18 protein-coding genes, 2 pseudogenes and 1 riboswitch are annotated in these 23,977 nt (G+C 76.7%); of the genes and pseudogenes, 11 read left to right on the top strand and 9 right to left on the bottom strand.

Going from position 1 to position 23,977, the window contains the following annotated elements; genetic code table 11:
- The 5 genes and pseudogenes from G6556_RS06020 to G6556_RS06000 all read left to right on the top strand — a co-directional run.
- Positions 1-977, top strand: a pseudogene (locus tag G6556_RS06020) (hypothetical protein); the annotation flags it as partial.
- 142 nt (positions 978-1,119) lie between these two features.
- Positions 1,120-3,735 (top strand): hypothetical protein, encoded by a 2,616-nt coding sequence (locus G6556_RS06015; RefSeq protein WP_166939464.1) that lies wholly within the window; start codon positions 1,120-1,122, stop codon positions 3,733-3,735.
- Between the two features lie 267 nt (positions 3,736-4,002).
- Positions 4,003-6,540, top strand: coding sequence for a DUF4118 domain-containing protein (locus G6556_RS06010; RefSeq protein WP_166939462.1), 2,538 nt, complete (start codon positions 4,003-4,005; stop codon positions 6,538-6,540).
- Positions 6,537-7,211 (top strand): annotated as a pseudogene (locus tag G6556_RS06005) (response regulator); the annotation flags it as partial. The gene G6556_RS06010 and the pseudogene G6556_RS06005, both read left to right, overlap by 4 nt.
- A 399-nt stretch (positions 7,212-7,610) precedes the next feature.
- Positions 7,611-7,685, top strand: a riboswitch (cyclic di-GMP riboswitch).
- 16 nt (positions 7,686-7,701) lie between these two features.
- Entirely contained in the window at positions 7,702-7,926 is a 225-nt protein-coding gene (locus tag G6556_RS06000; protein ID WP_147796295.1) for a BldC family transcriptional regulator, read from the top strand.
- A gap of 135 nt (positions 7,927-8,061) precedes the next feature.
- Here G6556_RS06000 and G6556_RS05995 read toward each other — a convergent pair whose 3' ends face one another.
- The 3 genes from G6556_RS05995 to G6556_RS05985 are packed head-to-tail and all read right to left on the bottom strand — an operon-like array spanning position 8,062 to position 11,734.
- Positions 8,062-8,670, bottom strand: a complete 609-nt coding sequence (locus G6556_RS05995; RefSeq protein WP_166939458.1) for a TetR/AcrR family transcriptional regulator — start codon at positions 8,668-8,670, stop codon at positions 8,062-8,064.
- Positions 8,671-8,683: 13 nt separating this feature from the next.
- On the bottom strand, positions 8,684-10,840 hold the full coding sequence (locus G6556_RS05990) for a YhgE/Pip domain-containing protein (protein WP_166939456.1): 2,157 nt from the start codon (positions 10,838-10,840) through the stop codon (positions 8,684-8,686).
- A 33-nt stretch (positions 10,841-10,873) separates the two neighbouring features.
- On the bottom strand, positions 10,874-11,734 hold the full coding sequence (locus G6556_RS05985) for an ATP-binding cassette domain-containing protein (protein ID WP_205693095.1): 861 nt from the start codon (positions 11,732-11,734) through the stop codon (positions 10,874-10,876).
- Positions 11,735-11,898: 164 nt separating this feature from the next.
- Here G6556_RS05985 and G6556_RS05980 point away from each other — a divergent pair, with 164 nt between their 5' ends.
- The 6 genes from G6556_RS05980 (at position 11,899) to G6556_RS20150 (ending at position 17,911) form a co-directional block, all read left to right on the top strand.
- A complete protein-coding gene (locus G6556_RS05980) occupies positions 11,899-13,599 on the top strand; it encodes an AlkA N-terminal domain-containing protein (RefSeq protein ID WP_166939454.1) in 1,701 nt (566 codons plus the stop codon).
- 68 nt (positions 13,600-13,667) lie between these two features.
- Positions 13,668-14,153 carry a peptide deformylase gene (gene def / locus G6556_RS05975; RefSeq protein ID WP_166939452.1) on the top strand — a complete coding sequence of 162 codons (486 nt, stop codon included), beginning with the start codon at positions 13,668-13,670 and terminating at the stop codon, positions 14,151-14,153.
- Between the two features lie 184 nt (positions 14,154-14,337).
- Positions 14,338-14,835 (top strand): DUF3145 domain-containing protein, encoded by a 498-nt coding sequence (locus G6556_RS05970; protein WP_166939450.1) that lies wholly within the window; start codon positions 14,338-14,340, stop codon positions 14,833-14,835.
- Between the two features lie 172 nt (positions 14,836-15,007).
- On the top strand, positions 15,008-15,511 hold the full coding sequence (locus G6556_RS05965) for an FMN-binding protein (RefSeq protein ID WP_166939448.1): 504 nt from the start codon (positions 15,008-15,010) through the stop codon (positions 15,509-15,511).
- Complete coding sequence (locus G6556_RS05960; protein ID WP_166939446.1) at positions 15,498-16,394, top strand: FAD:protein FMN transferase; 897 nt, start codon at positions 15,498-15,500, stop codon at positions 16,392-16,394. The genes G6556_RS05965 and G6556_RS05960 overlap by 14 nt, the downstream gene beginning before the upstream one ends.
- Positions 16,391-17,911 (top strand): FAD-dependent oxidoreductase, encoded by a 1,521-nt coding sequence (locus tag G6556_RS20150; protein ID WP_166939444.1) that lies wholly within the window; start codon positions 16,391-16,393, stop codon positions 17,909-17,911. The genes G6556_RS05960 and G6556_RS20150 overlap by 4 nt, the downstream gene beginning before the upstream one ends.
- A 26-nt stretch (positions 17,912-17,937) precedes the next feature.
- On the opposite strand, the gene G6556_RS05950 is transcribed toward G6556_RS20150, so the two are convergent.
- The 6 genes from G6556_RS05950 to G6556_RS05925 form a co-directional block, all read right to left on the bottom strand.
- A complete protein-coding gene (locus tag G6556_RS05950) occupies positions 17,938-18,690 on the bottom strand; it encodes an NAD(P)H-binding protein (protein WP_205693094.1) in 753 nt (250 codons plus the stop codon).
- Between the two features lie 75 nt (positions 18,691-18,765).
- The gene (gene sigJ / locus G6556_RS05945; protein ID WP_166939441.1) at positions 18,766-19,713 is read right to left on the bottom strand and encodes an RNA polymerase sigma factor SigJ; all 948 of its coding nucleotides are present in this window, start codon (positions 19,711-19,713) and stop codon (positions 18,766-18,768) included.
- Between the two features lie 26 nt (positions 19,714-19,739).
- Positions 19,740-21,113, bottom strand: coding sequence for an FAD-dependent oxidoreductase (locus tag G6556_RS05940; RefSeq protein WP_166939439.1), 1,374 nt, complete (start codon positions 21,111-21,113; stop codon positions 19,740-19,742).
- A 159-nt stretch (positions 21,114-21,272) separates the two neighbouring features.
- Entirely contained in the window at positions 21,273-22,511 is a 1,239-nt protein-coding gene (locus G6556_RS05935) for a beta-ketoacyl-[acyl-carrier-protein] synthase family protein (protein ID WP_166939437.1), read from the bottom strand.
- 150 nt (positions 22,512-22,661) lie between these two features.
- Positions 22,662-22,910, bottom strand: coding sequence for an acyl carrier protein (locus G6556_RS05930; protein WP_146838928.1), 249 nt, complete (start codon positions 22,908-22,910; stop codon positions 22,662-22,664).
- A gap of 89 nt (positions 22,911-22,999) precedes the next feature.
- Positions 23,000-23,977 (bottom strand): beta-ketoacyl-ACP synthase III (locus G6556_RS05925; protein ID WP_166939435.1); only part of this gene is annotated, 978 nt, incomplete at its 5' end.

Below are 23,977 nucleotides of genomic sequence, written 5' to 3'. Positions count from 1 at the left end.
ACGAGGTCCGCGTCCGCTCCCGCCGGTGGGTGCTGCGGGTCGCCGCGGTCGCGCTGGTCACCGCCCTGATCGGCACCGGGTGGAGCGCGCAGCGCCGTGCCGAGGCGGGCGTGGCGGCGGCGCTCGCCCAGGCCGGGGCGGCGCTCGACACCGCGTCCCGCGACCTGGGGGCGGCGCGCGCCGACGCGCGGGAGGTGCTCGCCGCCTCGGCGGGCCGGGTGGCCGACAACGCCGTACGGCGCGACCTCGCCGCGCTGCTGGTGGACCTGCCCCGGACCGACGTGACGCCCGGCACCCCGAGGCCCCGGGCGACGACTCTCGCGCACGAGCGGGCGGACGCGGCGGCCGCCCGCACCGCCCGGATCGTCGACGCCACCCAGGCCGTCCGCGACGCCCGCGCGGCCTGGGAGCACGAGCGCGCGCTCGCGGCGCACGCCGGGTCCGCGGCCCGGCTGTCGGCGGCCGTGGAGGAGTCGGCCGCGCTGCTCGCGTCCTCGGAGGGGCACGTCCTGGACGACGGCCCGCGGGTCGCGCTCGCCGAGGTGGTCGCCGAGGCGTCCGCCGTCCGCGACGCCCCGGCGCCGACCGGCACCGACGCGCTCGCCGAGGCGGCCGCGGTCGCGGAGGGCCTGGTCGACCGGCTCGCCGTGGCGCGCGCGGAGGTCGGCGCCGCGCAGGAGGCGTGGCAGGCCGAGCAGGACCGTGCCGCCGCGGAGCGGGCCGCCGCGCGGGCCACGCAGTCGGCGGGCGGCGGCGCGTCGCGGGCGCCGCGGGCGACGAGCGGTCCCGCCTCCTCGGGGCGTGCGTCGTCCGGCAGCAGCTCCGGCACCGCCGGCACCGGCTCCGGCCGCTACGACGGCTGGGGCTCCGGGTGGTTCCCGGGCGACCCGGTGCCGGACGGCTGGACCGTCGTCGTGGAGACCGAGGGCGGCGGCTGGGGCGGGGACAACCACGGCAACGTCTGGGACCTCGGATGACCGCCGACCGCGCCGGGAGCCGCCTCTGACCCGACCCGGACGACGCGCAGCCAGCCGCACGACACGACCACCCAGCGGAGAGGGCCCGGTGCTGGCACACCGGACCCTCGTGCCCGCTCGACAGTTCCTCAGGAGACCTGACATGCAAGCACGGCCATCTTGGCACGCCCGCCGCGCCACCTCGGCGCTGCTGGCGGCCGCCCTCGCGGTGGGTGCGGGCGCAGCCCTGCTGCTCGCCCCCGAGCCGCCCACCGCGGCCGCGACCGCCCCGGCCGCGGGCCTCAGCATCACCCCCGCCGGCTACGGCCCCGTCCAGCTCGGCCCGCTCGACGGGCCGGCCGGGTCCGACGAGCACGGCTACTGCGTCCAGGCGCGGGTCACCGCCTCGGGGTCGGCCGACACCGTCCGGGGCACCACGCACGCGGCGGACCCGCAGCTCGCGGCCGCGCTCGCGCGGCACCGCTGGTCCACTGACGACCTGACCCAGGCGGCGCTCGGCTACGAGGTCCACCAGCGGCACCAGCGGCCCGGGACCATGGCGGGCGGTGACGTGGACGTCGTGCGGGCGCTGCTCACGGCGGCGACGCCGCAGGCGGTCAAGGACCGGGCGGCGCAGATCATGGCGCAGGCCGCCGCCGAGGCGGGCCCGTGGACCGGTGAGCCCGGCGCGGTGGCGGGCGCCGGGCGGCGCACCGGCGAGATCCGCGGCATCGGCCTGCGCTCGGCCGCCGGGCAGCCGGTCGTCGGCGCGCCCTTCACGGTCACCCTGACCGGCCCGGCGACGCTGGACGCCACCGGGACGCGCACCTACTCGGGCACCACGACCGCCGCGCCGATCAGCCTCGGCTGGACGGCGACCGGCAGCGGCACCGTCACCTACGAGATCCGGTTCCCGGACGCCTGGCGCACCACGGTCACGATCCTCACGGTCGACGGGAACCGGCAGGACCAGCTGACCTACGGCAACCGCCCCGGGCACGACCCGGACGAGATCACCGTCCCCGGGGAGCCGTTCGAGGTGGTGCACGACTTCCGGCCGCAGGCCACGACGACCGTCCGGGACGTCGTGGTCGGCGACGGCGACCCCCTGGTCGACGTCGTCACGTTCGCCGCGGCGCCCGGCGACGAGTGGGTGGAGCTCGACGGCGTCCCGGTCGCGCTGCCCGCCGACGTCACCTGGTACGGGCCGTACGACCAGCCCCAGCCCCAGGCCGCGCAGCCCCCGCCGGGCGCCCCCGTCGCCGGCGTGGAGCGCGTCGTCGCCGACGGACCCGGCACCGTCACCACGGCGGGCGCCGTGCACGCGACCGGCCCCGGGTTCTACACGGCGGTCGTCACCATCCGGAAGGCCGACGCCGGCCCGTTCGCGCCGTACGTCCGCGAGGACTTCGCGGCGCCGTGGTTCGAGGAGGTGGAGACGGCGGTCGACCGGTTCGACCTCGTGCACGAGTCGCAGGTCCGCGAGTACAACGTCGTGCCGGGCGGCCGGGCGTTCGACCGGATCACGGTCAGCGGCTACCCCGACGACCACGGGCAGTTCGGCGGGCTCGGCGGCTGGGCGGCGGACCTCGGCGAGGCGACGGTCACGGTGTACGGGCCGCTCCCGGCGCCGCCCGCCGGCCCGGACGTGCCCGCCGACGCGCCAGTGCACTGGACCGACACGCTCGCGGCGGTGAACGGGACGTTCGAGGTCGGGTACGACGACGCGCACCCGGTCCTCGCGCCGCTGCGCGCCACCCACCCCGGCGGCGACTACTTCGTCTTCGTCTACGCGTTCGACGGCGACGACCGGGTCGAGGCGTTCGTCAGCCCGTTCGACGACGTGCGCGAGGTGTTCTACGTGCCGGGCCCGCCGGACGTCGTGGTGCCGCCCTCCGTCGTCACCAAGGCGCAGGCCACTGCCACGATCGGCGCGCCGATCCACGACGTCGCCCTGGTCACCGGGGCGACCGACCCGGGCGACCACCTCGTGTTCCGGGCCTACGGGCCGCAGGACCCGGCGGCCGAGCCGGTGTGCGACGAGGAGACGCTGCTGTGGACGTCCGAGGCGGTGCCCGTCGCCGGCGCCGGGCTGTACGAGTCGGGAAGCACGGCGGCGCCCGACAGCGCCGGCGCCGTGTACTGGGTGGAGACGCTGCTCGCGGAGGACGGCACCGTCCGGCACACCGGCGTCTGCGGGCTGCCCTCCGAGACGACGCTCGTGACGCACGACCTGGCTATCCGCACCGAGGCCCGCTCGTCGGCGTCCGGGCACGAGGGCGCCGGCCCGGTCACCGGCGACGAGCTCTGGGACGTCGTGCTGGTCAGCGGCACCGTGCCGGCGGGCGCGACCACCGTGGTCGACCTCTACCACGCGCCCGAGGGCGAGCCGCTCGACTGCGCCGACCCGGTGTGGACGTCCGCGCCGATCCCGCTGACGGACGGCGCCGGCGAGTACGTCACCGGCCGGTACCCCACGACCGCGCCCGGCACCTACGGGTACGTCGAGCGGACCACCGGCGCCGACGGCGAGCTGCTGTCGGCCGGCGAGTGCGGCGACCCGGCCGAGACGCTCACCGTCGCGGAGCCGGCCCCGGACGCGGCAGCCGAGCCGGGCGCCCCGGACCGGCCGCTCGCCGCCACGGGCGGGGCCGCCGCCGTGCTCGGCGGGGTCGCGGCGCTGCTGGTCGCCGGTGGCGTGACCGCGGTGGTCCTCCGGGCGCGGCTGCGCCGGGCGCTCGACGCGACCGATGCCGACGACGGGTGGCCCGCGCCGTGAGCCGGCGCCCGCGGCGTGCGCGGGACGCGCGCCGCGGGCGTCGCCCCCCGGTGCCGGCGCCCTGCGGTGCCGACCTGCCGCGGGCCTGGTCCCGGGCCCGGTGCCGACCCGCTGCCGTGCCACCCCGGCGCCGACCCACCGCCGGTGCCGACCCGCAGGTCACCGCACCCGCCGGGCTACGATCGCGGCAGGGACCTGGAGCACCCCGTGGCGCGACGACCGCCGCGCCACGGACCTCGCCCTCGACGACCAGGAGGGGTGAGGCGGATGACCCGGGGCCGGCTGCGCGTGCTGCTCGGGGCGGCGCCCGGCGTGGGCAAGACCTACGCCATGCTCGAGGCGGGCCGCGACCTGCGGGCCGCCGGGCGGGACGTGGTCGTCGCGGTCGTCGAGACGCACGGCCGCGCTGCCACGGCGGCGCTGGTCGAGGGGCTGGAGGTCGTGCCGCGCGCCCGCGTCGAGCACCGGGGCGTCGCGCTCACCGAGCTCGACGTCGACGCGGTGCTCGCCCGGCGGCCCCAGGTCGCGCTGGTGGACGAGTACGCGCACACCAACGCCCCGGGCTCCCGGCACGACAAGCGATGGCAGGACGTGGCGGTGCTGCTGGAGGCGGGCATCGACGTGCTCACGACCGTCAACATCCAGCACATCGCGTCGCTGAACGACGTCGTCCGCACGATCACCGGCGTCCCGCAGCGGGAGACGGTCCCGGACGCGGTGCTCCGCGCGGCGGACCAGATCGAGCTCGTCGACCTCGCACCCCAGTCGCTCCGCGACCGGCTGGCCCAGGGCGACGTCTACCCGGCCGAGCGCGTGGACGCGGCGCTGTCGAACTACTTCCGGCTGGGCAACCTCACGGCGCTGCGCGAGCTCGCGCTGCTGTGGCTCGCGGACGAGGTGGACTCCGCGCTGCGCTCCTACCGCGCCGAGCACGCCATCGAGGCCCCGTGGGAGGCGCGCGAGCGCGTCGTCGTCGCGCTGACCGGCGGGCCGGAGGGGGAGACGCTGCTGCGTCGTGGCGCCCGGATCGCGGCCCGGTCGTCCGGCGGCGAGCTGCTCGCCGTGCACGTCAGCGCCCAGACCGGGCTCCGGGACTCCGACCCCGGCGCGCTCGCCGCGCAGGCCGCGCTGGCCGAGCAGCTCGGCGGCACCTACCACCAGGTGGTGGGGGAGGACGTGCCGACCGCCCTGGTCGAGTTCGCGCGCGCCCAGGACGCGACGCAGCTGGTCGTCGGGCTGAGCCGCCGGGGCTGGCTGAGGGCGGCGCTCACCGGCCCGGGCATCGGCGCGACCGTCATCCGCCGGGCCGGCCCGATCGACGTGCACCTCGTCAACCACGCGGCGGCCGCCGGGGAGCGGCTGCCGCTGCCCCGGGTCACGGGCGCCCTCACCGTGCGGCGGCGGCTGCTGGGGTTCGCGCTCTGCCTGGTGCTCGGCCCGCTGCTCACCTGGTGGCTCGTCGCCGCGCGGAGCGTCGACTCGCTGGCCAGCGACGTGCTGGCGTACCAGCTGCTCGTGGTGGTGATCGCCCTGGTCGGCGGGCTGTGGCCGGCGCTGCTCACCGCGCTGCTGTCCGGGATGACGCTGAACTACCTGTTCGTGGCGCCGACGCACACCATCACCGTGAGCGAGCCGGTGCACGCCCTCGCGCTGGCGCTGTACGTGGTCAACGGGGCGCTGGTCGCCGCGGTGGTGGACCTCGCGGCACGGCGCACCCGCGCCGCACACCGGGCGCGGGCGGAGTCCGAGCTGCTCGCAACCGTCGCGGGCGGCGTGCTGCGGGGCCAGGACGCGCTCGCCGCGCTGATCGAGCGGGCGCGCGAGGCGTTCGGCCTGGCGGGGGTGCGGCTGCGGTCCGGCGACGAGGTGCTCGCGGAGTCGGGCACCGTCCGGCCCGGGTCGCCGCACGTCCCGGTGGACGAGCACACGGTCCTCGACCTGGACCGGGGCGACGGGGTGCCGCGCGGCGCCGACGCCGAGGCCCCGGAGGTCGACGGCGCCGACAACCGGCTGCTGGGTGTCGTGGTCGCCCAGGTGGCCGCCGCGCTGGAGCACCAGCGGCTCAGCCGCACCGCCGACGCCATCGGCCCGCTGCGGGAGACCGACCAGGTGCGCAGCGCGCTGCTGTCCGCCGTCAGCCACGACCTGCGCCGGCCCCTCACGGCCGCCACCACCGCGGTCGGCAGCCTGCGGTCGCACGACGTGGACTGGTCGCCGGCCGACCGCGAGGAGCTGCTCGCCACCGCGGACGAGAGCCTGGCCACGCTGACCGGCCTCGTCACCGACCTGCTCGACGTCAGCCGCCTCCAGGCGGGGGTGCTGGGCGTGTCCGTCCGGCCGACCGACGTGGACGACGTGATCCTGCCCGCGCTCGACGAGCTGCACCTCGGCCCCGACGCCGTGCACCTGGAGCTGGACCCGGCGCTGCCGCCCGTGCAGGCCGACCCGGCGCTGCTGCGCCGGGTGATCGTCAACGTCCTCGCCAACGCCGTGCACGCGAGCCCCGCGGGCGTGCCGGTGCAGGTGCGGACGAGCGCGTTCGCCGACCGGGTGGAGATCCGCGTCGTCGACCACGGGCCCGGCGTGCCGGCGGACCGGCGGGCGGACCTGTTCGTCCCGTTCCAGCGGCTCGGCGACACGGACAACGCGACCGGGCTCGGGCTCGGCCTCGCGCTGTCCCGCGGGTTCACGGAGGGGATGGGCGGCACGCTCGGGCCGGAGGACACTCCCGGCGGCGGGCTGACCATGGTGATCGCGCTGCGCCAGGCCGGTGCCGCGCCCGACCCGGGGGAGCGCACGGCGTGAAGATCCTCATCGCGGACGATGACCCGCAGATCCTGCGCGCCCTGCGCATCACCCTGCGGGCACGCGGCTACGAGATCCTCGTCGCCACCGACGGGGTGTCGGCGCTGAACCAGGCGATCGAGCACAAGCCGGACCTGTACCTCATCGACCTCGGCATGCCGCACCTCGACGGCGTGGAGGTGATCCAGGGCCTGCGCGGCTGGACGAGCGCGCCCGTCCTGGTGCTCTCCGGGCGCACGGGCTCCGCGGACAAGGTCGAGGCGCTGGACGCGGGCGCCGACGACTACGTGACCAAGCCGTTCGGCGTCGACGAGCTGCTGGCCCGCATCCGGGCGCTGACCCGGCGCGCGTCGGGCGGGCCGGACGCCGAGCCGCTGGTGCGGATCGGGGATGTGACGGTGGACCTCACCGCGACGACGGTCACCCGGGACGGCACCCCGCCCGAGCCTGTGCGGCTGACCCCGACCGAGTGGCGGATCCTCGAGGTGCTGGTGCGCAACGCCGGGCGGCTGGTCACCCGGCAGACGCTGCTGTCGGACATCTGGGGCTCCGAGCACATCACCGACACCGGGTACCTGCGCCTGTACCTGTCGCAGCTGCGCAAGAAGCTCGAGCCGGACCCGGCGGCGCCGCGGTACCTGCTGACGGAGCCCGGGATGGGGTACCGGTTCGACCCGACGGGCGGCGCGGGAGCGGGCGAGGGGTCCGCCGCCGGCACCGCGGGACCGGCGGGCGGGCCGGCGGACCCAGCGGGCGGGCTGGCGGACCCGGCGGGCGGCCTGGCGGACCCGGCGGACGGGACGGCGGGCCCGGCGGACGGGACGGCGGATCCGGCGGACGGGACGGCGGGCTAGCCGTTCCGGGTGACGCGCCGTCCGCGGGACACGGCCGGACGGGTGGTGCCACCGCCCGGAGGGCTGATCCCGGTGGCGGCGTCGGGCGGTCGCTGGTAGCCGCGCAGCGGTCGTCGCCCGTCCGGCATGTGAGCGCGCACACCGCTGACCTGCGATTCTGTCCGCTCTCGGGTGGTACTTGCCGATCTGTCCGATTTCTGTATAGTTCTCCTCGTTGAGCGACAACGGCAAACCCGCTGCAAGGCGGGGACGCAAAGCCACGGGTCCCAAGGGGACAGCCGGGCTACCGAACCGACTAGGAGTCACCATGACGTACCCCCTCGAGGCCCAGATCCCGACGCAGGCCTCCGCCTCGCTGCTCACCCCGGGTGAGGTCGCGGTCATGTTCCGGGTCGACCCGAAGACGGTCACCCGCTGGGCCCAGGCCGGCAAGCTGTCCGCCGTCCGCACCCTCGGCGGCCACCGCCGGTTCCTCGAGTCCGAGGTCATGGAGCTGCTCGGCGGCGTGCCGCAGCAGGCCGGCCGCCTCTGAGGCGCAGCACCCCGCAGCATCGCGAACGGGCCCCCGAGCACACGCTCGGGGGCCCGTTCCGCGTCCCGGCGCCGTCGGCGCGCGTCCCGGCGCCGTCGGCGCGCGCCCCGCGCCGTCGACGCGCGGCCGGCGCGGTCAGAGCGGGTCGAGGACCGTCGCCAGGACCGCGCGCCGGACGTCCGCCACCGGTCGGTCGGGCTGGAACGCCAGCCACTCGAGCCCGGCGACCAGCGTCGCCCCGAACATCGCCGCGGCCGTCAGCGACGGGTCCCGGTGCGGCCACGACGCCGCCACGACCTCGGCGAACACCGCGAACGCCTCGTCGCGGACCTGGCGGATCGAGTCCTGCCAGTCCCGTCCGGTGCGGAACACCTCGGCGACGAGCACCTTCGCGAAGTCCGGGTGGCCCTGGATCTGCGCGAGCAGCTCGTGCACCAGCGCGCCGACCGCGTCGCGGCCCTCGCGCCCCTCGGCGGCGGCCCGCAGCGCGGTGGTCAGCGCCCGCTGCCCCTCGGTGAGCACCGTCTCGAACAGCGCGCCCTTGGACCCGAAGTTGTAGTAGACGCTGCCCTTCGCGACCCCCGCGCGGTCGGCGATGTCGTCGACCGAGGTGGCGGAGAACCCGCGGTCCGCGATCAGCGCGACGGTCGCCGTGATGATGGCCCGGCGGGTGTCGCGGCGGCCGGAGGCGGGGGAGTCGACGGCGCCGGGGGGCGCGGGGACGGCGTCGGCGGCGGCTGGCATGGCACCCAGCCTCTCAGATCGACAGGGCGGGGTGCAGACGGGACAGCGTCCACGTGCGCTGCCGGGCCGCACGCCACGAGGTGATCGCGAGCGAGCCGAGCAGGAACGCCGCCAGAGCCGCCACCGACGTCCACAGCCGCGCGTCGGTGCCGCCGGTCGTGAGCTCCCGCAGGCCGGTGACCGCGTACGTCATCGGCAGCGCCGGGTGCAGCGCCCGGAAGAACGCCGGCGTCGTCTCGACCGGGTAGGTGCCGGAGGCCGCGGTGAGCTGCAGCATGAGCAGCGCGATGATCGCCACCTTGCCCGCCGCGGCGCCGAGCACCGCGATGAGCATCTGCTGCACCGCGAGGAAGGCGCCGGCGACCAGGACGGTGAACGCGGCCGTGCCGAGGGCCGTGGACCAGCCGAGGCCGAGGCCGAAGTGCACGACGGTCAGCAGGATCACGACCTGGCCGACGCCGATCGCCAGCGCCGGGAGGTAGCCGGCGAGCGCGATCCGCCAGCCGCGGGCCGGCGTCGCGAGGCCGCGGGGCGGCAGCGGGCGCAGCAGCAGCCAGGTGATCAGCCCGCCGACGAACAGCGCCAGCGGCACGAAGAACGGCGCGAAGCCCTCGCCGTAGCCGTCGGCCGCGGCGACGTCGGTGCTCGACAGCCCGACCGGGGTGCTGAGCGCGCTCGCGCGGTCGGAGCGGGTCGCGTCGGAGTCGTCGGGGATCTGCGCCGCGCCGTCGGCGAGCTTGTCCGCGAGCTCCTGGCTGCCGTCGCCGAGCTGGTCGGAGCCGTCGGCGACCTGGGTCGCGCCGGACGCGAGGGTGCTGGTGCCGGACGCGAGGTCCGCGGCCCCCGAGGCGAGCGTGTGCGCGCCGGAGTCCAGGTCGCCCGCCCCGGAGGCCAGCGTGCCGGCGCCGCCCGCGAGGTCGGACGCCCCGGCCGCGACCTGCGCGGTGCCGGAGGCGAGCGTGCCGGCGCCGGACGCGAGCTCCGCCGACGACGAGGACAGGGTGCCCAGGCCCGTCGACAGCGCGGCCGAGCCGTCGCGGAGGTCGTGCGCGCCGGTGACGAGCCGCTGGAGGTCGGCCGCCGCCTGCTGCTGCCCGTCGGCGGTCGTCGGCAGGCCGAGGTCCGTGAGCGTCTGCTGCATCGCCTGGAGCTGCGCGCCGATCCGCTGCGCGGCGTCGGTGTCTCCCGCGGCGGCCTGCTCCTGCGCGAGCGCGGTGAGCTGCGCGGCCACGGACCCGAGGCCGGTGCTCGCGCCGGAGAGCCGGCCGAGGGTGGCGGCGGCCTGGTCGACCCCGTCGCTCAGGTCCTGCGCGCCGGCGGCCAGCATCCCGGACTTCGCCGAGGCGTCGGACGCCCCGGCGGCCAGTCGCCGCGCGCCGTCGACCAGGTCCGCCGCGCCCGCCGCCGCCGCGCTCGCGCCCGAGGACAGCGTGCCGGCGCCGGTCGCCAGCGTCGACGCGCCGGAGTCGAGCCGGCCAGCGCCGCTCGCGAGGTCGGCAGCCCCGGAGGCCAGCGTGGCCGCGCCGTCCGCGGCGGAGGTCGCGCCGTCGGCCACCTGGTGCGCGCCGGTCGACAGGTCGCCGCTCGCGGCGGTGAGGGTGAGCGCGCCGTCGGACGCCTGCGCGAAGCCGTCGCGCGCCGAACCGAGGCCGACGAGCACCTGGTCCGCGGCCTGCTCGCCGATGGTGGCGGACACCGCGGCGCGGATCTGCGTCATGGCGCTGCGGCCGAGGGTCGAGGCGAGGTAGGAGTTGGCGTCGTTGTAGGTGACGTCGATCTCCGCCGCGGTCGGGGTGTCGCCGCCGATCGACGCGATGTCGGTCGAGAAGTCGGCGGGCAGCGTGACCGCGAAGTAGTACGTGCCGTCCGTGACGCCGGCGGCGGCGTCCTCGGCGTCGACCTGGCGCCAGTCGAGGGCGTCCGAGTCCAGCAGCTCGTCCACGACGTCGTCGCCGGCGCGCAGCGGCTCGCCGTCGCGGGTGGCGCCCGTGTCGGCGTTCACCAGGGCGACGGGCAGCCGGTCGAGGTTGCCGGTCGGGTCCCAGTACGCCCACAGGTAGAGCGCGCCGTACAGCAGCGGGATGGCGAGCATCGCGACGACGGCGAGCTTCGGCAGCAGGCCGCGGCGGAACCGGCGCAGCTCGGTGCCGGTCGACAGGGAGGAGAGCATCGGGAGACCTCGGGGGAAGAAGCGGGGGCGGGTTCAGGCGGCGGGCACGGCGTGCGGGCCGGTGGCGAGGTTCACGACCTCGGGGGTGGTCCACCAGTGCATCCGGGCCACCTCGTCCAGCGAGGCGACCGACGCGATCACGGTGGTGCCGGCGGCGGCGACCGCCTCGAGCCGGGTCCAGACCGTCTGCCGGCGGCCGGAGTCGTGCACCTGGTCGATGTCGTCCACGACCAGCAGGTCGGGCTCCTGGGCCAGGGCGAGCGTGACGCGCAGCAGCATCGCGTCCACCTCGTCGAGGTCCCAGATCACGGTCTGCACCCGGGGGAGCGGGCGGTCGCCGAACACCGGCGCGGCCAGGGCGGCGAACCGCTCCTGGGACACGCGGCCGGTCCAGCGGTACCAGGGGGACAGCCAGGCCAGCCGCTCGCGGGTGACGTCGCCGACCGTCACGGAGTCGTCGAGCTCGTCGACCCCGGCGAAGCCCGCCACGGCGGCCCGGCGCTGCACGGCCCCGCGGCGCCGGGGCAGGTCCTCGCCCAGGACGGTGAGGTCGGAGCCGCGGTCGGGGACCATCCGGCCGGCGAGCGTCAGCAGCAGGCTGGAGCGCCCCGCGCCCTGCGGGCCCTGGACGACGGTGAGCACGCCGGTCGGCAGGTCGAGGTCGACGGGGCCGTAGACGGGGCCGCGGGTGCCCGTGAGCACGAGGCCGCGGGCGCGCACGGCGGGCGGCGGCGGGGTGGGCTCGGCCGCGGCGTCGGCCTCGGGCTGCTCGACGTGCTGCTGCTCGACGTGCTGCTGCTCGACGTGCTGCTGCTCGACGTGCTGCTGCTCGACGTGCTGCTGCTCGACGTGCTGCTGCTCGGCCTCGCGGGTCGGGATGTGCTCCGAAGACACTGTCGCCTCTGATCCATTCGCACTGACTGGTCAGTACAAAGATAGGACGCTCCGCGCTCCGCGTCACGCGGGGCGGGCGTCTCGCGCGTCACAGCCCGCCGGGCGGCCACGGCCATGTCCGATCGCCGCTGGACTCCCCGGACCCGGCGCGGTGCACTGGACCCATGACCAGCCCCGCCGACGCGCCCCCCGCCGACGCGCCCCCCGCCGACGCGCTCACCGCCGTCCCGGCCGCCGTCGCGGCTCCCGCGCCGCACGCGCGGCACGCCCCCGGCGACCCGGGCTTCGAGGAGCGGTACCGGGCGATCGACGCCCGGGACACCCGGTTCGACGGCCAGTTCGTCACCGCGGTGTCGTCGACGGGCATCTACTGCCGGCCGTCCTGCCCCGCGCGCACCCCGCGGCGGGAGCACGTGACCTTCTACCGGACCTCCGCCGCCGCGCACGAGGCCGGCTACCGCGCCTGCAAGCGCTGCCTGCCCGAGGCGACGCCCGGCACGCCGGAGTGGGACCTGCGCCGGGACGCGGTCGGCCGGGCGATGCGGCTGATCGGCGACGGGCTGCTGGACCGGGGCGGGGTGGACGCGCTCGCCGCCGAGCTCGGGTACACCCCGCGGCACGTGCACCGGATGCTGGTCGCCGAGCTCGGTGCCGGACCGCAGGCGCTGGCCCGCGCGCGGCGGGCGCAGACGGCGCGGGCGCTGCTGGTCGGCACCGCCCTGCCGGTCACCGACGTGGCGTTCGCGGCGGGGTTCGGGTCGGTGCGCCAGTTCAACGACACGATCCGGGAGGTGTTCGCCGTCCGGCCGTCGGAGCTGCGGGCGCGGGCACGGCGGGCGGACGCGGCTGGGGCCTCGGTCGCGCCGGCTGCCGGGCCCGGGCCGGCCGCCGCCGGTGCGGGAGCCGGTGCCCCGCAGGTGCGGCTCGACCTGGCGCTGCCCGTGCGGCAGCCGTTCGACGCGCGCGGCGTGCTCGGGTTCCTGGCCGTGCGCGCCGTGGCCGGGGTCGAGGTCGCCGACCTGCCGCCCGACGGCCCGCTGCGGTACGGCCGGACGCTCGCCCTGCCGCACGGACCGGGCGCGGTCGAGGTGGTCGCGACGCCCGACCGCGGCGGCTGGCGGCTGTCCGCGCGGCTGGAGCTCGCCTCGCTGGCCGACGTGGGCACCGCGGTGGCCCGGGTGCGCCGGCTGCTGGACCTGGACGCCGACCCCGCCGCCGTCGACGCGGCGCTGTCCGCCGACCCGGTGCTCGCCCCGCTGGTCGCCGCGACGCCGGGCACCCGCGTGCCGGGCACGGTCGACCCGGCCGAGCTCGTCGTGCGGGCGATCGTGGGGCAGCAGATCTCGGTCGCCGCCGCGCGCGGCCACCTCGGGCGGCTGGCCGCCGCCGCGGGCGCGCCGTACGCCTCGGGGGTCCCGGGGCTGGACCGGCTGTTCCCGACGCCGGAGGAGGTGCTCGCGGCGGTCCCGGCGCCGGTCCCGGGTGCCGACCCGGACCCCGCGCGGCCGCTGCGGCTGCCCGCCCGCCAGGTCGCCGCGGTGCTGGCCGCCGCCGGGGCGCTGGCCGACGGGACGCTGCCCGCGCACGTCGGGGCGGACCCGGCCGAGCTCCGGGCGCGGCTGGTCGCGCTGCCCGGCGTCGGGCCGTGGACCGCGGCGTACGTGGCGATGCGGGTGCTCGGCGACCCGGACGCCTGGCTGACCGGCGACGTGGCGCTGGTGGCGGGTGCCCTGGCGTCGGGTGCACTGAAATCCGGGCTGCCGAGGCCGGCGGCGCACCGGGCGCTGGCCGAGCGGGCGGCGGCGTGGTCGCCCTGGCGGTCGTACGCGGCGATGCACCTCTGGCGGGCGGCTGCGGCGCGCTGACCAGGCGGCGTCCGGGCGCCGCGCGCCCGGGCCCCGGATGCCGGTCGTGGCATGGAAGAATCGCGGGCATGGCGATGAGAGAGATCCGCGTGGTGGGCGACCCGGTGCTGCGCACCCCGTGCGAGCCGGTGACCACGATCGACGCCCGCGTGAAGGGCCTGGTCGAGGACCTGCTCGAGACGGTCGACCACGAGGGTCGCGCGGGCCTGGCCGCGAACCAGATCGGCGTCGGCCTGCGGGCGTTCTCCTGGAACATCGACGACGAGCTCGGCTACGTGCTGAACCCGACGATCGTCGAGCTGTCCGAGGACTACCAGGACGGCGACGAGGGCTGCCTGTCGGTGCCCGACCTGTGGTTCCCGACCCGGCGTGCCTGGTACGCGCGGGTCGTCGGCCACGACCTGGACGGCAAGGAGGTCGTCGTCGAGGGCGTCGAGCTCATGGCGCGCTGCCTGCAGCACGAGGTCGACCACCTGGACGGCCACCTGTACATCGACCGGCTGGACCGGTCCGTGCGCAAGAAGGCCATGCGGGCCATCCGCGAGACCCTCTGAGGGTCCGCCGAACCCGGACGATCCGGGCATCGAGCAGGTGATGAGGGCCGGAGCGCTGGTGCGCACCGGCCCTCATCAGGCATGCTGTCCCCAGCACGCCGCGCGTGCAGGCCGTGGAGTCACGTGTCCGGTGGGACGAGGTCGTTGGGGAAGGCGAACCTCGAGCCGATCCGGGAGGGATGACATGGCAGGTGCGATCACCCGCGGTGTTCTTTTCGTGCACTCCGCGCCGCGCGCGCTCTGCCCGCACCTCGAGTGGGCGGCGGGCAACGTGCTGGGCGTCCGCCTGTCCTTGGACTGGACGGAGCAGCCCGCCGCACCGGGGATGTTCCGTGCCGAGCACTCGTGGCAGGGGACCTCCGGCACTGGCGCGCGCCTCGCGTCGGCCCTGCGCGGCTGGACCCACCTCCGCTACGAGGTCACCGAGGACACGAGCCACGGCAGCGACGGCGCCCGGTGGAGCCACACGCCCGAGCTCGGCATCTTCCACGCGCAGACCGACGTGCACGGCAACGTCGTCGTCCCCGAGGACCGCATCCGCGCGGCGCTCGAGCAGGCCGACGCGCGCGCCGTGCGCGAGGAGCTGGCGCTCGCGCTCGGGCAGGCGTGGGACGACGAGCTGGAGCCGTTCCGGTACGCGGGCGCCGGCGCGCCCGTGCGCTGGCTGCACCGCGTGGGCTGACGCCCGCGGCGCCGCTCCGCGCGCCGTGACCGGAAGGTCACCGGATGATGAGCCGGTACCTCGCCGGTTCCCAGGCCGTTCCCAGGATCCGTGCCTAGCGTCGTGTGTCACACCTGATGCGATCGGATTCAACCAAGGGGTCTCGCGAGCCGGGACCAGGGGAGGACGACCCATGGCGCACACCACCCGACGCCGCACGCTCGGCCTGATGTCCGGCCTGTCGGTCCTCGTGGCGCTGGCCGCCTGCGGCGACGCGGACGCGGCCACGCAGGACGACGCGCAGTCGTCCGGCAGCACCCAGTCCGACGCCGGTTCCGGCAGCACCGCTGACGAGACGGCGGGCGCCGGCACCGACGGCACCGCTGGCTCGGCCACCGACGGGTTCGCCGACGGCACCTACACCGCCGAGGGCTCGTACTCGACGCCCGGCGGCGAGGAGTCGATCTCGGTCGAGCTCAGCGTCGCCGACGGCGTCGTCACCGACGTGACCGTCACCCCGGAGGCGAGCGGCGGCAACGCGGCGCGGTTCCAGGACGAGTTCGCGTCGGGCATCTCCGACGAGGTCGTGGGCCAGGAGCTGGCCGGGCTGTCCGTCGACAAGGTCTCCGGCTCGTCGCTGACGGGCGACGGGTTCAACGCGGCGCTCGACCAGATCCGCGCCGATGCCGCGGCCTGAGGCCACCGCCTCCTTCGACGCGATCGGCACCCGCTGGACCATCGACACCCCCGAGCCGCTGCCGGACGCCGTCCTGCGGGCCGTGCGGGAGCGGATCGACCGGTTCGACCGGGACTGGTCGAGGTTCCGCGACGACTCCTGGGTGTCCGAGGTCGCCCGGTCCGGTGCCGGCGCGTACCGGCTGCCCGACGACGCCGGGCCGCTGCTCGACGCGTACGACACGGCGGCGCGGGCCACGGACGGGGCGGTCAGCCCGCTCGTCGGGCGCGCCCTGGAGGGGCTCGGCTACGACGCGGCCTACACGCTGCGCCCGCGCCGGGACGACGACGGCGGCCTGCTGACCGCACCCGCGCCGGACTGGCGCACCGCCGCCCGGCGGGACGCCGCGTCGCTCACGCTGGACGAGCCGGCGCTGATCGACGTCGGCGCGGGCGGCAAGGGCTACCTGGTCGACCTGGTGTCGGGCGTGCTCGCGTCCCACGGCGTCGCCGAGCACGTGGTGGACGCCGGCGGGGACCTGCGGGTCTCCGGGCTCGGCGCCGGGCCGCTCACCGTCGCCCTGGAGGACCCGCGCGACACCACCCGGGCCGTCGGCGTGCTCCGGCTGCCCGACGGCGCGCTGTGCGGGTCGGCGACCAACCGGCGCGCCTGGGGCGAGGGCCTGCACCACGTCGTCGACGCCCGGACCGGCGCGCCGACGTCGGACGTGCTCGCGACCTGGGCGGTCGGTGCCTCCGCGCTCGCGGCGGACGTCGCCGCGACCGCGCTGTTCTTCGCCGAGCCGGACCTGGTCGCGTCGCGGTTCGACGTCCGGTACGTGGTGCTGCGCGCCGACGGGACCCTGCGCTGGTCCCTCGGCCTGGACGGGGAGGTGTTCGCGTGAGGGTCACCGCGTTCGCGTGGCTGGACGAGCGGCTGGGCCGCGTCACGATGTACCGGCTGCTGACGCTCGGGCTGTCCGCGCTGGCGGTCGTCGCGCTGGTGCTCGCGGCGACCGACGTCCTCTTCCTGGACCCGGGCGCGATGGTCGTGAGCGCCGCGGTCGCGGTCGCGGCGTCCGTCGCGAGCGCCTGGGGTGCCGCGCTGGCGTTCCGGACCCGGCCGCACACCGAGTCGGCGGTCATCACCGGCCTGATCCTGTTCTTCCTGTTCTGGCCGACGCTCGAGGCCCGGTACCTCGGCACGCTCGCCCTGGCCGCGCTGCTGGCCAACCTGTCCAAGTACGTCCTGGCCTGGCGCGGCCGGCACCTGCTCAACTCCGCGGCGGCCGGGGCGCTGCTCGTCGGGCTCACCGGCTGGGACGCCACGACCTGGTGGGTGGCGGACCGCTGGCTGCTCGTGCCGGTGGCGCTGCTGACCCTGGTGATCGTGGTCCGGACCCGGCGGTACGCGCTGGTCGGCACCTTCGTGGCCGTGGCGGTGCTGGCGGTCGCCGTGCGGCTGGTGGCCGAGGGGGCCGCGCCGTGGGCGGCCGTGCAGACGGCGCTCGTGTCGTACCCGATCCTGTTCCTCGGCGGCGTCATGCTCACCGAGCCGCTGACCCTGCCGCCGCGCCGGTGGCAGCAGCTCGTCGAGGCGACCGTCGTCGGCGCGCTGATGGCCGTGTCGTACCACGTCGGTCCGCTGTACAGCACGCCCGAGGCGGCGCTGGTCGTCGGCAACCTCATCGGGTTCGCCTGGGGGCAGCGCGGGGCCGTGCGGCTCACCCTGACCCGGTCGACCCGGCTCACGCCGCGGACCGTCGAGCTCGCGTTCCGCGCCGACCGCCCGGTGCGGTTCCGGCCCGGGCAGTACGTCGAGCTCACCGTCCCGCACCGACGCCCCGACAGCCGCGGCACCCGGCGTGTGTTCAGCGTGTCCTCGGCGCCGTCCGCCGACGAGCTGACGGTCGCGCTGACCATCCCGGAGCGGGCGAGCACGTTCAAGCGGGCGCTCGGCGCGCTGCCGGTCGGGTCCCGGGTCCGGGCGACCGGCCTGGGTGGCGACTTCGTGCTGCCCGACGACGCGGCGCGGCCGCTGCTGCTCGTGGCCGGCGGCATCGGGATCACGCCGTTCGCGTCGCAGCTCGCGTCGCTCGCCGCGGCGGGGGAGCGGCGCGACGTCGTCCTCGTGCACTCCGTCACCGACCACGGCGACCTGGCCTACGCCGACGCCGCGCGGGCCGCCGGGGCGAGGGTGCTCGTGCTGTCGCCGACGCCGGGCCAGGACAGCCTGCCGGTCGGCGCGGTGCACCTGGGCGCGCACCGGCTGAGCGTCGAGGCGCTGGCGGAGGCCGTGCCGGACCTCGAGCAGCGCGACGCGTACGTCTCGGGGCCGCCGGCGATGGTCGACGGGACGCGGGCGCTGCTCCGGCGCGCGGGCGCGCGGCGGGTCCGGACGGACGCGTTCAGCGGGTACTGAGCGGTCGCGGGTCCGACGGCCGAAGGTCAGGGCGCCGCCGTGCCGCCGGCGACGGGGACGCCCGCGACCGGGTAGACCCGCCCGCCCCGGCGGTGCGCGCCGAGCGGGACCAGCGCGTCGGCGGACTCCGCGCCGAGCGCCGCGCCGTCGACCGTCAGCACCCGGCGCGGGTCCGACCGGTCGGCCAGCGTGGCGCGGAGCAGGTCGTCGAGCCGGTAGCGCTCCGGCCCCGCGAGGTCCACCGTGTCGCCGACGGGCCGCCCCTGCGCCACCTCGGCCAGCAGCGTCACGACGTCCTCGACCGCCACCGGCTGCAGCAGCGTGCCGGTCGCCCGCACGGTCCCGTCCGCGGTCAGCCAGTCGGCGATCGTCGGCACGAAGTCGTGGAACTGCGTGGCCCGCACGATCGTGAACGGGACCTCGCCCTCCCGCACGGCGTCCTCCTGCGCGACCTTGCCCACGTAGTACCCGTTCGCGAGGGCCCGGTCGGCCCCGACGACGGAGAGCAGCACGTGGTGCCGGACGCCGGTGCTGAGCTCGGCGGCGAGCAGGCGCTCGGTGGTGCCGCGGAAGAACGCCGTCGCGGCCGCGGCGTCCATCTCGGGGGTGTTGAGCACGTCGACCACGACGTCGGCGCCCCGCACGGCGTCCCCGACGCCCGCGCCGGTCACCGGGTCGAACCCGTCCCGCCGCGACCCGACGACCACGTCGTGCCCGAGCTCCCGGAGCCGGGCGGTCAGCCGGCTCCCGACGTGGCCGGTGCCCCCGGCGACGACCATCCGCATGGTGATCCCTCCCGGCCGGCGCCCTGCCGGCCTCGGTGGGATGACGACGCAGCGCGCGCCGGTGTGAGGTCAGGCGGACCAGGCGGTGAGCTTGCCGGGGTTGACCTGCAGCCACAGGTCGGTGATCCGGCCGTCGCGCACCCGGGCGTTGACCAGCGCCTGGACCCGTCCCTCGTCCTCCAGGGCGAACGCCAGGCCGTCCCCGGTGCGCCGGGCGGACAGGACCGCGGACGGGCGCTTCCGGAGCACGCCGAGCAGGAACCGGGCGACGTGGTCGACGCCGAGCACCGGCCGCCGCGCGGCGCTGACGACCCCGCCGCCGTCCGCCCGCAGCGTCACCGACGGGTCGAGCAGCCCGGTGAGCGCGGCGAGGTCCCCGCCGGCGGCCGCGGCCACGAACGCCGCCAGCACGTCGTCGTGCTCGCGGGTGCCGCGGCCGGGCTCGCCGTGCGCCCGGACCCGCCGCCGCGCGGCGGTCGCGAGCTGCCGGACGGCCGCCGGGCTGCGGCCGACGACCGCGGCGATCTCGTCGAACGGCAGGGCGAACACGTCGTGCAGCACGAAGGCGACGCGCTCCGCGGGCGTCATGGCCTCCATCACGACCAGCAGCGCGGTGCTCACCTCCTCGTCGAGGGAGACCCGGTCGAACGGGTCCCCGTCGGCCGGTGCGGGGGCGCGGCCGGCGACGCCGGAGAACAGGTCGGCCGGGACGGGCTCCGGGAGCCACTCGCCGACGTACCGCTCCCGGCGGGCCCGCGCGGACCCGAGCACGTCGAGGCAGACCCGGCTCATGACCCGGGTGAGCCAGCCCTGCGGGTTCCGGACGGCCGCGCGCTCCGCGTCCGTCATCCGGTACCAGCGGACGTAGGTCTCCTGGACGGCGTCCTCCGCCTCGGCGAGCGTGCCGAGCATCCGGTAGCCGACCGCGAGCAGCCGGCGGCGCTCGGCGAACACGTCCGGGAGGTCGTCCCCGGCGCCGGCCGCCGCGGCGCCGTCGGCGGGTGCGCGCTCGGTCATGGTCCGCGTGTCCTCTCCGTCGCCCGTCACGCTGCGGCGATCGTGGCACGGTCCGCCCCGCGCGGTGCCGCCGACGCGTCGACGGGCCGGGTCGCGGACGGGACGTCGCCGCCGGTGACGAACGCGCGCCGCGGGTCGACGACGGCGCCGAGCGAGCCGATGTCCCGGCCCCCGAGCGCCGCGCCGAGCCAGACGAGCAGGACCCGGAGCTTGCGCTCCCAGGTCGGCACGGCGAGCACGTGGTAGCCCCGGTGGGCGAGCCACGCCGGCAGGCCGGTGAGCACCAGCCGGCGGTACTGGAACACGCCCTGGTGCCGGCCCAGCGTGGCGACGACGCCGAGGCTGTGGTGCAGGTAGTCCCGCAGGCGGCGGCCGCGCAGCGCCGCCACGAGGTTCGCGGCGAGCAGCCGGCCCTGCCGGACGGCGTGCTGCGCGTTCGGGACGGTGAGCGCCCCGGGCGCCCCCGCCAGGTCCGGCACGGCCGCGTCGTCGCCCGCCGCCCAGGCGTCGGGGACCACGGCGCCGTCCGCGTCCACGACGCGCAGGTCGGCGCGCACCCGGACCAGGCCGCGCTCCGTGACGGGCAGGTCGGTGTGCCGGCTCACGACCGGGTTCGCGGCGTTGCCGGCCGTCCAGACGACGAGGCCGCTGTCGAACTCCTCGCCGGTCGACAGCACCACGTGGCCGCCCTCGGCGGACCGCAGCTGCGCGCCGAGGTGCACCCGGGCGCCGCGCCCGCGGAGGTGCCGCACGACCCACGCCCCGGGGCCGTCGGTGACCTCGGGCAGGATCCGGTCGCGGGCCTCGACCAGGTGGAACGCGAGGTCGTCCGGGCCGAGCTCCGGGTACGACGCCAGCAGCGAGGTCGCCAGCGAGAGGGTCTCGCCGAACGCCTCGACCCCGGAGAACCCGCCGCCGACGAACGTGAAGGTCAGCAGCCGGCGCCGATCCGGCCCCGGGGGCAGGACGGCCGCCCGGTCGAACGCCGTCAGCACGTGGTCGCGCACGGCCACCGCCTCCTCGACCTGCTTCAGCCCGATGGCCGTGTCGACCAGCCCGGGGATCGGCAGCGTGCGGGTCACTGCGCCCGCGGTCACGACGACGACGTCGTAGTCGAGGTCGAAGGGGCGGCCGTCGCGCGGCGCCACCGTCACCCTCCGGGCCGCGTGGTCGATCCGGGTCACCGCCCCGGCCACCACGCGGGTCCGGCGCAGCGGCACGGTGGCGTGCCGGGCCTCGACGGACCCCGACGCCACCTCGGGGAGGAACGGCTGGTACGTCATGTACGGGCGCGGGTCGATCACGGTGACCCGCGCCTCGCCCCGGCGGAGCCTCTTCTCCAGACCCCAGGCGGCGTAGAACCCGGCGTACCCGCCCCCGACGACCACGATGTGCTGCACGGCTGCGACCCCTCTCCCTGTCCGGTCGTCGGCATGACGACGCAGGGCCCCGGGATGTGAGGTCGGGGGGAGACGAGTGGAGCGTCCTGCCCGACACGCACAGGCGGGTCGGGCAGGACGCTCCAGTCGAGGCGTCCGCAGGGGCAGCGCCCCCGGGTGTCAGGCGTTCGTGACCACCAGGGCCACGTTGTGGCCGCCGAAGCCGAACGAGTTGTTCACCACCGCGAGGTCGCCCTCGGGCAGCGCCCGCGGGGTGTCGCGGACCAGGTCGAGCACGAGCTCCGGGTCCGGCTTCTCGACATTGATCGTCGGCGGGGCCTGGCGGTCGTGCACCGCGAGCACCGAGAACACGGTCTCCAGCGCGCCCGCGCCGCCCAGCAGGTGGCCGGTCATCGACTTGGTGGCGGACAGCGCGACCTGGTCGGCGTCGGAGCCGAGGGTCTCGCGGACGCCGCGCGCCTCGATGAGGTCGCCGACGACGGTCGACGTGGCGTGCGCGTTGACGTGCTTGACGTCGGCGGTGCCGATGCCGGCGTCCGTCATGGCCATCCGCATCGCGGCGATCTGGCCGCGCCCGGTCGGCTCGGGGGACGTGATGTGGTAGCCGTCGGAGGACAGGCCGACGCCGGCGACGGCCGCGTAGACCTTCGCGCCGCGGGCCCGGGCGTGCTCCTCGGACTCCAGGACGACGATGCCGGAGCCCTCGCCGATCACGAAGCCGTCGCGGTCCACGTCGTAGGGGCGCGAGGCGCGAGCGGGGTCGTCGGTGCGGGTCGACAGCGTGCGGGACGCGGCGAACGCGGCCATCGGCATCGGGTGGATCGTCGCCTCGGTGCCGCCGGCGATCACGATGTCGGCGCGGCCGGTGCGGATCATCTCGACGCCGTAGCCGATCGCCTCGGCGCCGGACGCGCAGGCCGACACCAGGGCGTGCGCCCCGGCCCGGGCGCCGAACTCCAGCTCGACGTACGCGGACGGCGAGTTCGGCATGAGCATGGGGACGGTCATCGGCAGGACGCGGCGGGCGCCCTTCTCGCGCAGGGTGTCCCAGGCGTCGAGGGTGGTCCAGATGCCGCCGATGCCGGAGGACACCACCACGCCGAGCCGCTCGGGGTCGACCTCGGGGGCGCCCGCGTCGGACCACGCCTCGCGCGACGCGATGATCGCGTACTGCGCCGAGGGGTCCATCTTCTTCATCTCGGGCCGGGGGAGGACCTCCTCCGGCCGGACCGCGAGCGTGGCGGCGAAGTCGACCGGCAGGCCGTACGTCGAGGCCCAGTCGTTGTCGAGGGTGCGCGCGCCCGACGTGCCGGCCAGGGCGGCCTGCCAGGTGGTGGGGACGTCCCCGCCGAGCGGGGTCGTGGCGCCGAGGCCGGTGACGACGACTCGCGTGCTCATGAGGTGCTCCTGGGTGGCTCGGGTGCGTGCGGCTGGTTCAGGGGTGCCCCGGGGGTGCCGGGACGCGACCGGGGTCCGCGCCGCGGGAGCCATCGGCTCCCGGCGACGCCGCGCGAGGCGGCGGTGCGGCGCGGACCCCGGTCGGGCGGCTCAGGCCTGGGCGTTCGAGATGAACGACACCGCGTCGCCGACGGTCGCGAGGTTCTTGACCTCGTCGTCCGGGATGCGGACCTCGAACTTCTCCTCGGCCAGGGTCACGATCGTCATCATCGACAGGGAGTCGATGTCGAGGTCGTCCGTGAACGACTTCTCGGGCAGGACCGAGTCGGTCGGCAGGCCGGTCTCCTCGCTGACGATCTCGGCCAGGCCGGCCAGGATCTCCTGCTCGCTGTGCGCCATCGGTGTCTCCTTGGTTGTGTGCTGCGCCCCACCGTGAGGTGCGGCGACGGTCGTGCGGTCGATGAACGGTACTGCGGTCCCGCGGCCCGTCAGGGCAGCACGACCACCTGGGCGGCGTAGACGAGGCCCGCGCCGAAGCCGATCTGGAGCGCCAGGTCGCCGCTCTTCACCTGGCCCTCGCGGTACAGGCGCTCGGTCGCGAGCGGGATGGAGGCCGCCGACGTGTTGCCGGTGTCGGCGATGTCCCGGCCGACCGCGACGGTCTCGGGCAGCTTCAGCTGCTTGATCATCTGGTCGATGATCCGCATGTTCGCCTGGTGCGGGATGAACGCGTCGATCTGGTCGGCGGTGACGCCCGCGGCGGCCAGGGCCTTCTCCGCGACCGGGGCCATCTGCCAGACGGCCCACTTGAAGACGCTCGGACCCTCCTGGCGCAGCGTCGGCCAGCCGGCGCCGTTGTCCCGGGTGTCGAGCCACGAGTGGGTCTGGCGGATGGCCTGCGACTGCGAGCCGTCCGAGCCCCACACGGTGGGGCCGATGCCGGGGAAGTCCGACGGGCCGATGACGACCGCGCCGGCGCCGTCGCCGAGCAGGAAGGAGATGGAGCGGTCCGTCGGGTCGACGAACTCGCTCATCTTCTCCGCGCCGATGACCAGCACGTTGCGGGCGGTGCCGGCGCGCACCAGGGCGTCCGCCTGGCCGATGCCGTAGCAGTAGCCCGCGCAGGCGGCCGACACGTCGAACGCGGCGGCCGGGGTCGCGCCGAGCCGGTCGGCGAGGACCGCGGCGCCCGACGGCGTCTGGTGGAAGTAGGTGACCGTCGCCAGGATCACGGCGTCGATGTCCGCCCCGGTCAGGCCCGCGTTCGCGATCGCCTCCCGGGCGGCCGTCTCGGCCAGGTCGAGCACGTCGGTGCCGGCGCCCGCGCGGACGCGGGTCACCATGCCGGTGCGCTGGCGGATCCACTCGTCGGACGAGTCGATCGGGCCGACCAGGTCGTCGTTCGGGACGACGTTCTCGCCGCGGGCGGCGCCCAGGCCGAGGATCCGCGTGTGGGCGGGGCCGGT

This window comes from Cellulomonas sp. IC4_254 (genome assembly GCF_011603975.1).
Lineage (GTDB): Bacteria > Actinomycetota > Actinomycetes > Actinomycetales > Cellulomonadaceae > Cellulomonas.
The sequence above is the reverse complement of the archived record's forward strand: the minus strand, read 5'-3'. Positions and strand labels throughout refer to the sequence as shown.

Coding starts and splice junctions, on each gene's coding strand:
- G6556_RS05970 (WP_166939450.1), top strand. CDS start 14,338: ATGGCAGGTGCGATCACCCGCGGTGTTCTTTTCGTGCACTCCGCGCCG.
- G6556_RS05995 (WP_166939458.1), bottom strand. CDS start 8,670: ATGCCAGCCGCCGCCGACGCCGTCCCCGCGCCCCCCGGCGCCGTCGAC.
- G6556_RS05980 (WP_166939454.1), top strand. CDS start 11,899: ATGACCAGCCCCGCCGACGCGCCCCCCGCCGACGCGCCCCCCGCCGAC.
- G6556_RS06000 (WP_147796295.1), top strand. CDS start 7,702: ATGACGTACCCCCTCGAGGCCCAGATCCCGACGCAGGCCTCCGCCTCG.
- G6556_RS05960 (WP_166939446.1), top strand. CDS start 15,498: ATGCCGCGGCCTGAGGCCACCGCCTCCTTCGACGCGATCGGCACCCGC.
- G6556_RS05930 (WP_146838928.1), bottom strand. CDS start 22,910: ATGGCGCACAGCGAGCAGGAGATCCTGGCCGGCCTGGCCGAGATCGTC.
- G6556_RS05935 (WP_166939437.1), bottom strand. CDS start 22,511: ATGAGCACGCGAGTCGTCGTCACCGGCCTCGGCGCCACGACCCCGCTC.
- sigJ (WP_166939441.1), bottom strand. CDS start 19,713: ATGACCGAGCGCGCACCCGCCGACGGCGCCGCGGCGGCCGGCGCCGGG.
- G6556_RS05965 (WP_166939448.1), top strand. CDS start 15,008: ATGGCGCACACCACCCGACGCCGCACGCTCGGCCTGATGTCCGGCCTG.
- G6556_RS05950 (WP_205693094.1), bottom strand. CDS start 18,690: ATGGTCGTCGCCGGGGGCACCGGCCACGTCGGGAGCCGGCTGACCGCC.
- G6556_RS05990 (WP_166939456.1), bottom strand. CDS start 10,840: ATGCTCTCCTCCCTGTCGACCGGCACCGAGCTGCGCCGGTTCCGCCGC.
- def (WP_166939452.1), top strand. CDS start 13,668: ATGGCGATGAGAGAGATCCGCGTGGTGGGCGACCCGGTGCTGCGCACC.
- G6556_RS06015 (WP_166939464.1), top strand. CDS start 1,120: ATGCAAGCACGGCCATCTTGGCACGCCCGCCGCGCCACCTCGGCGCTG.
- G6556_RS06010 (WP_166939462.1), top strand. CDS start 4,003: ATGACCCGGGGCCGGCTGCGCGTGCTGCTCGGGGCGGCGCCCGGCGTG.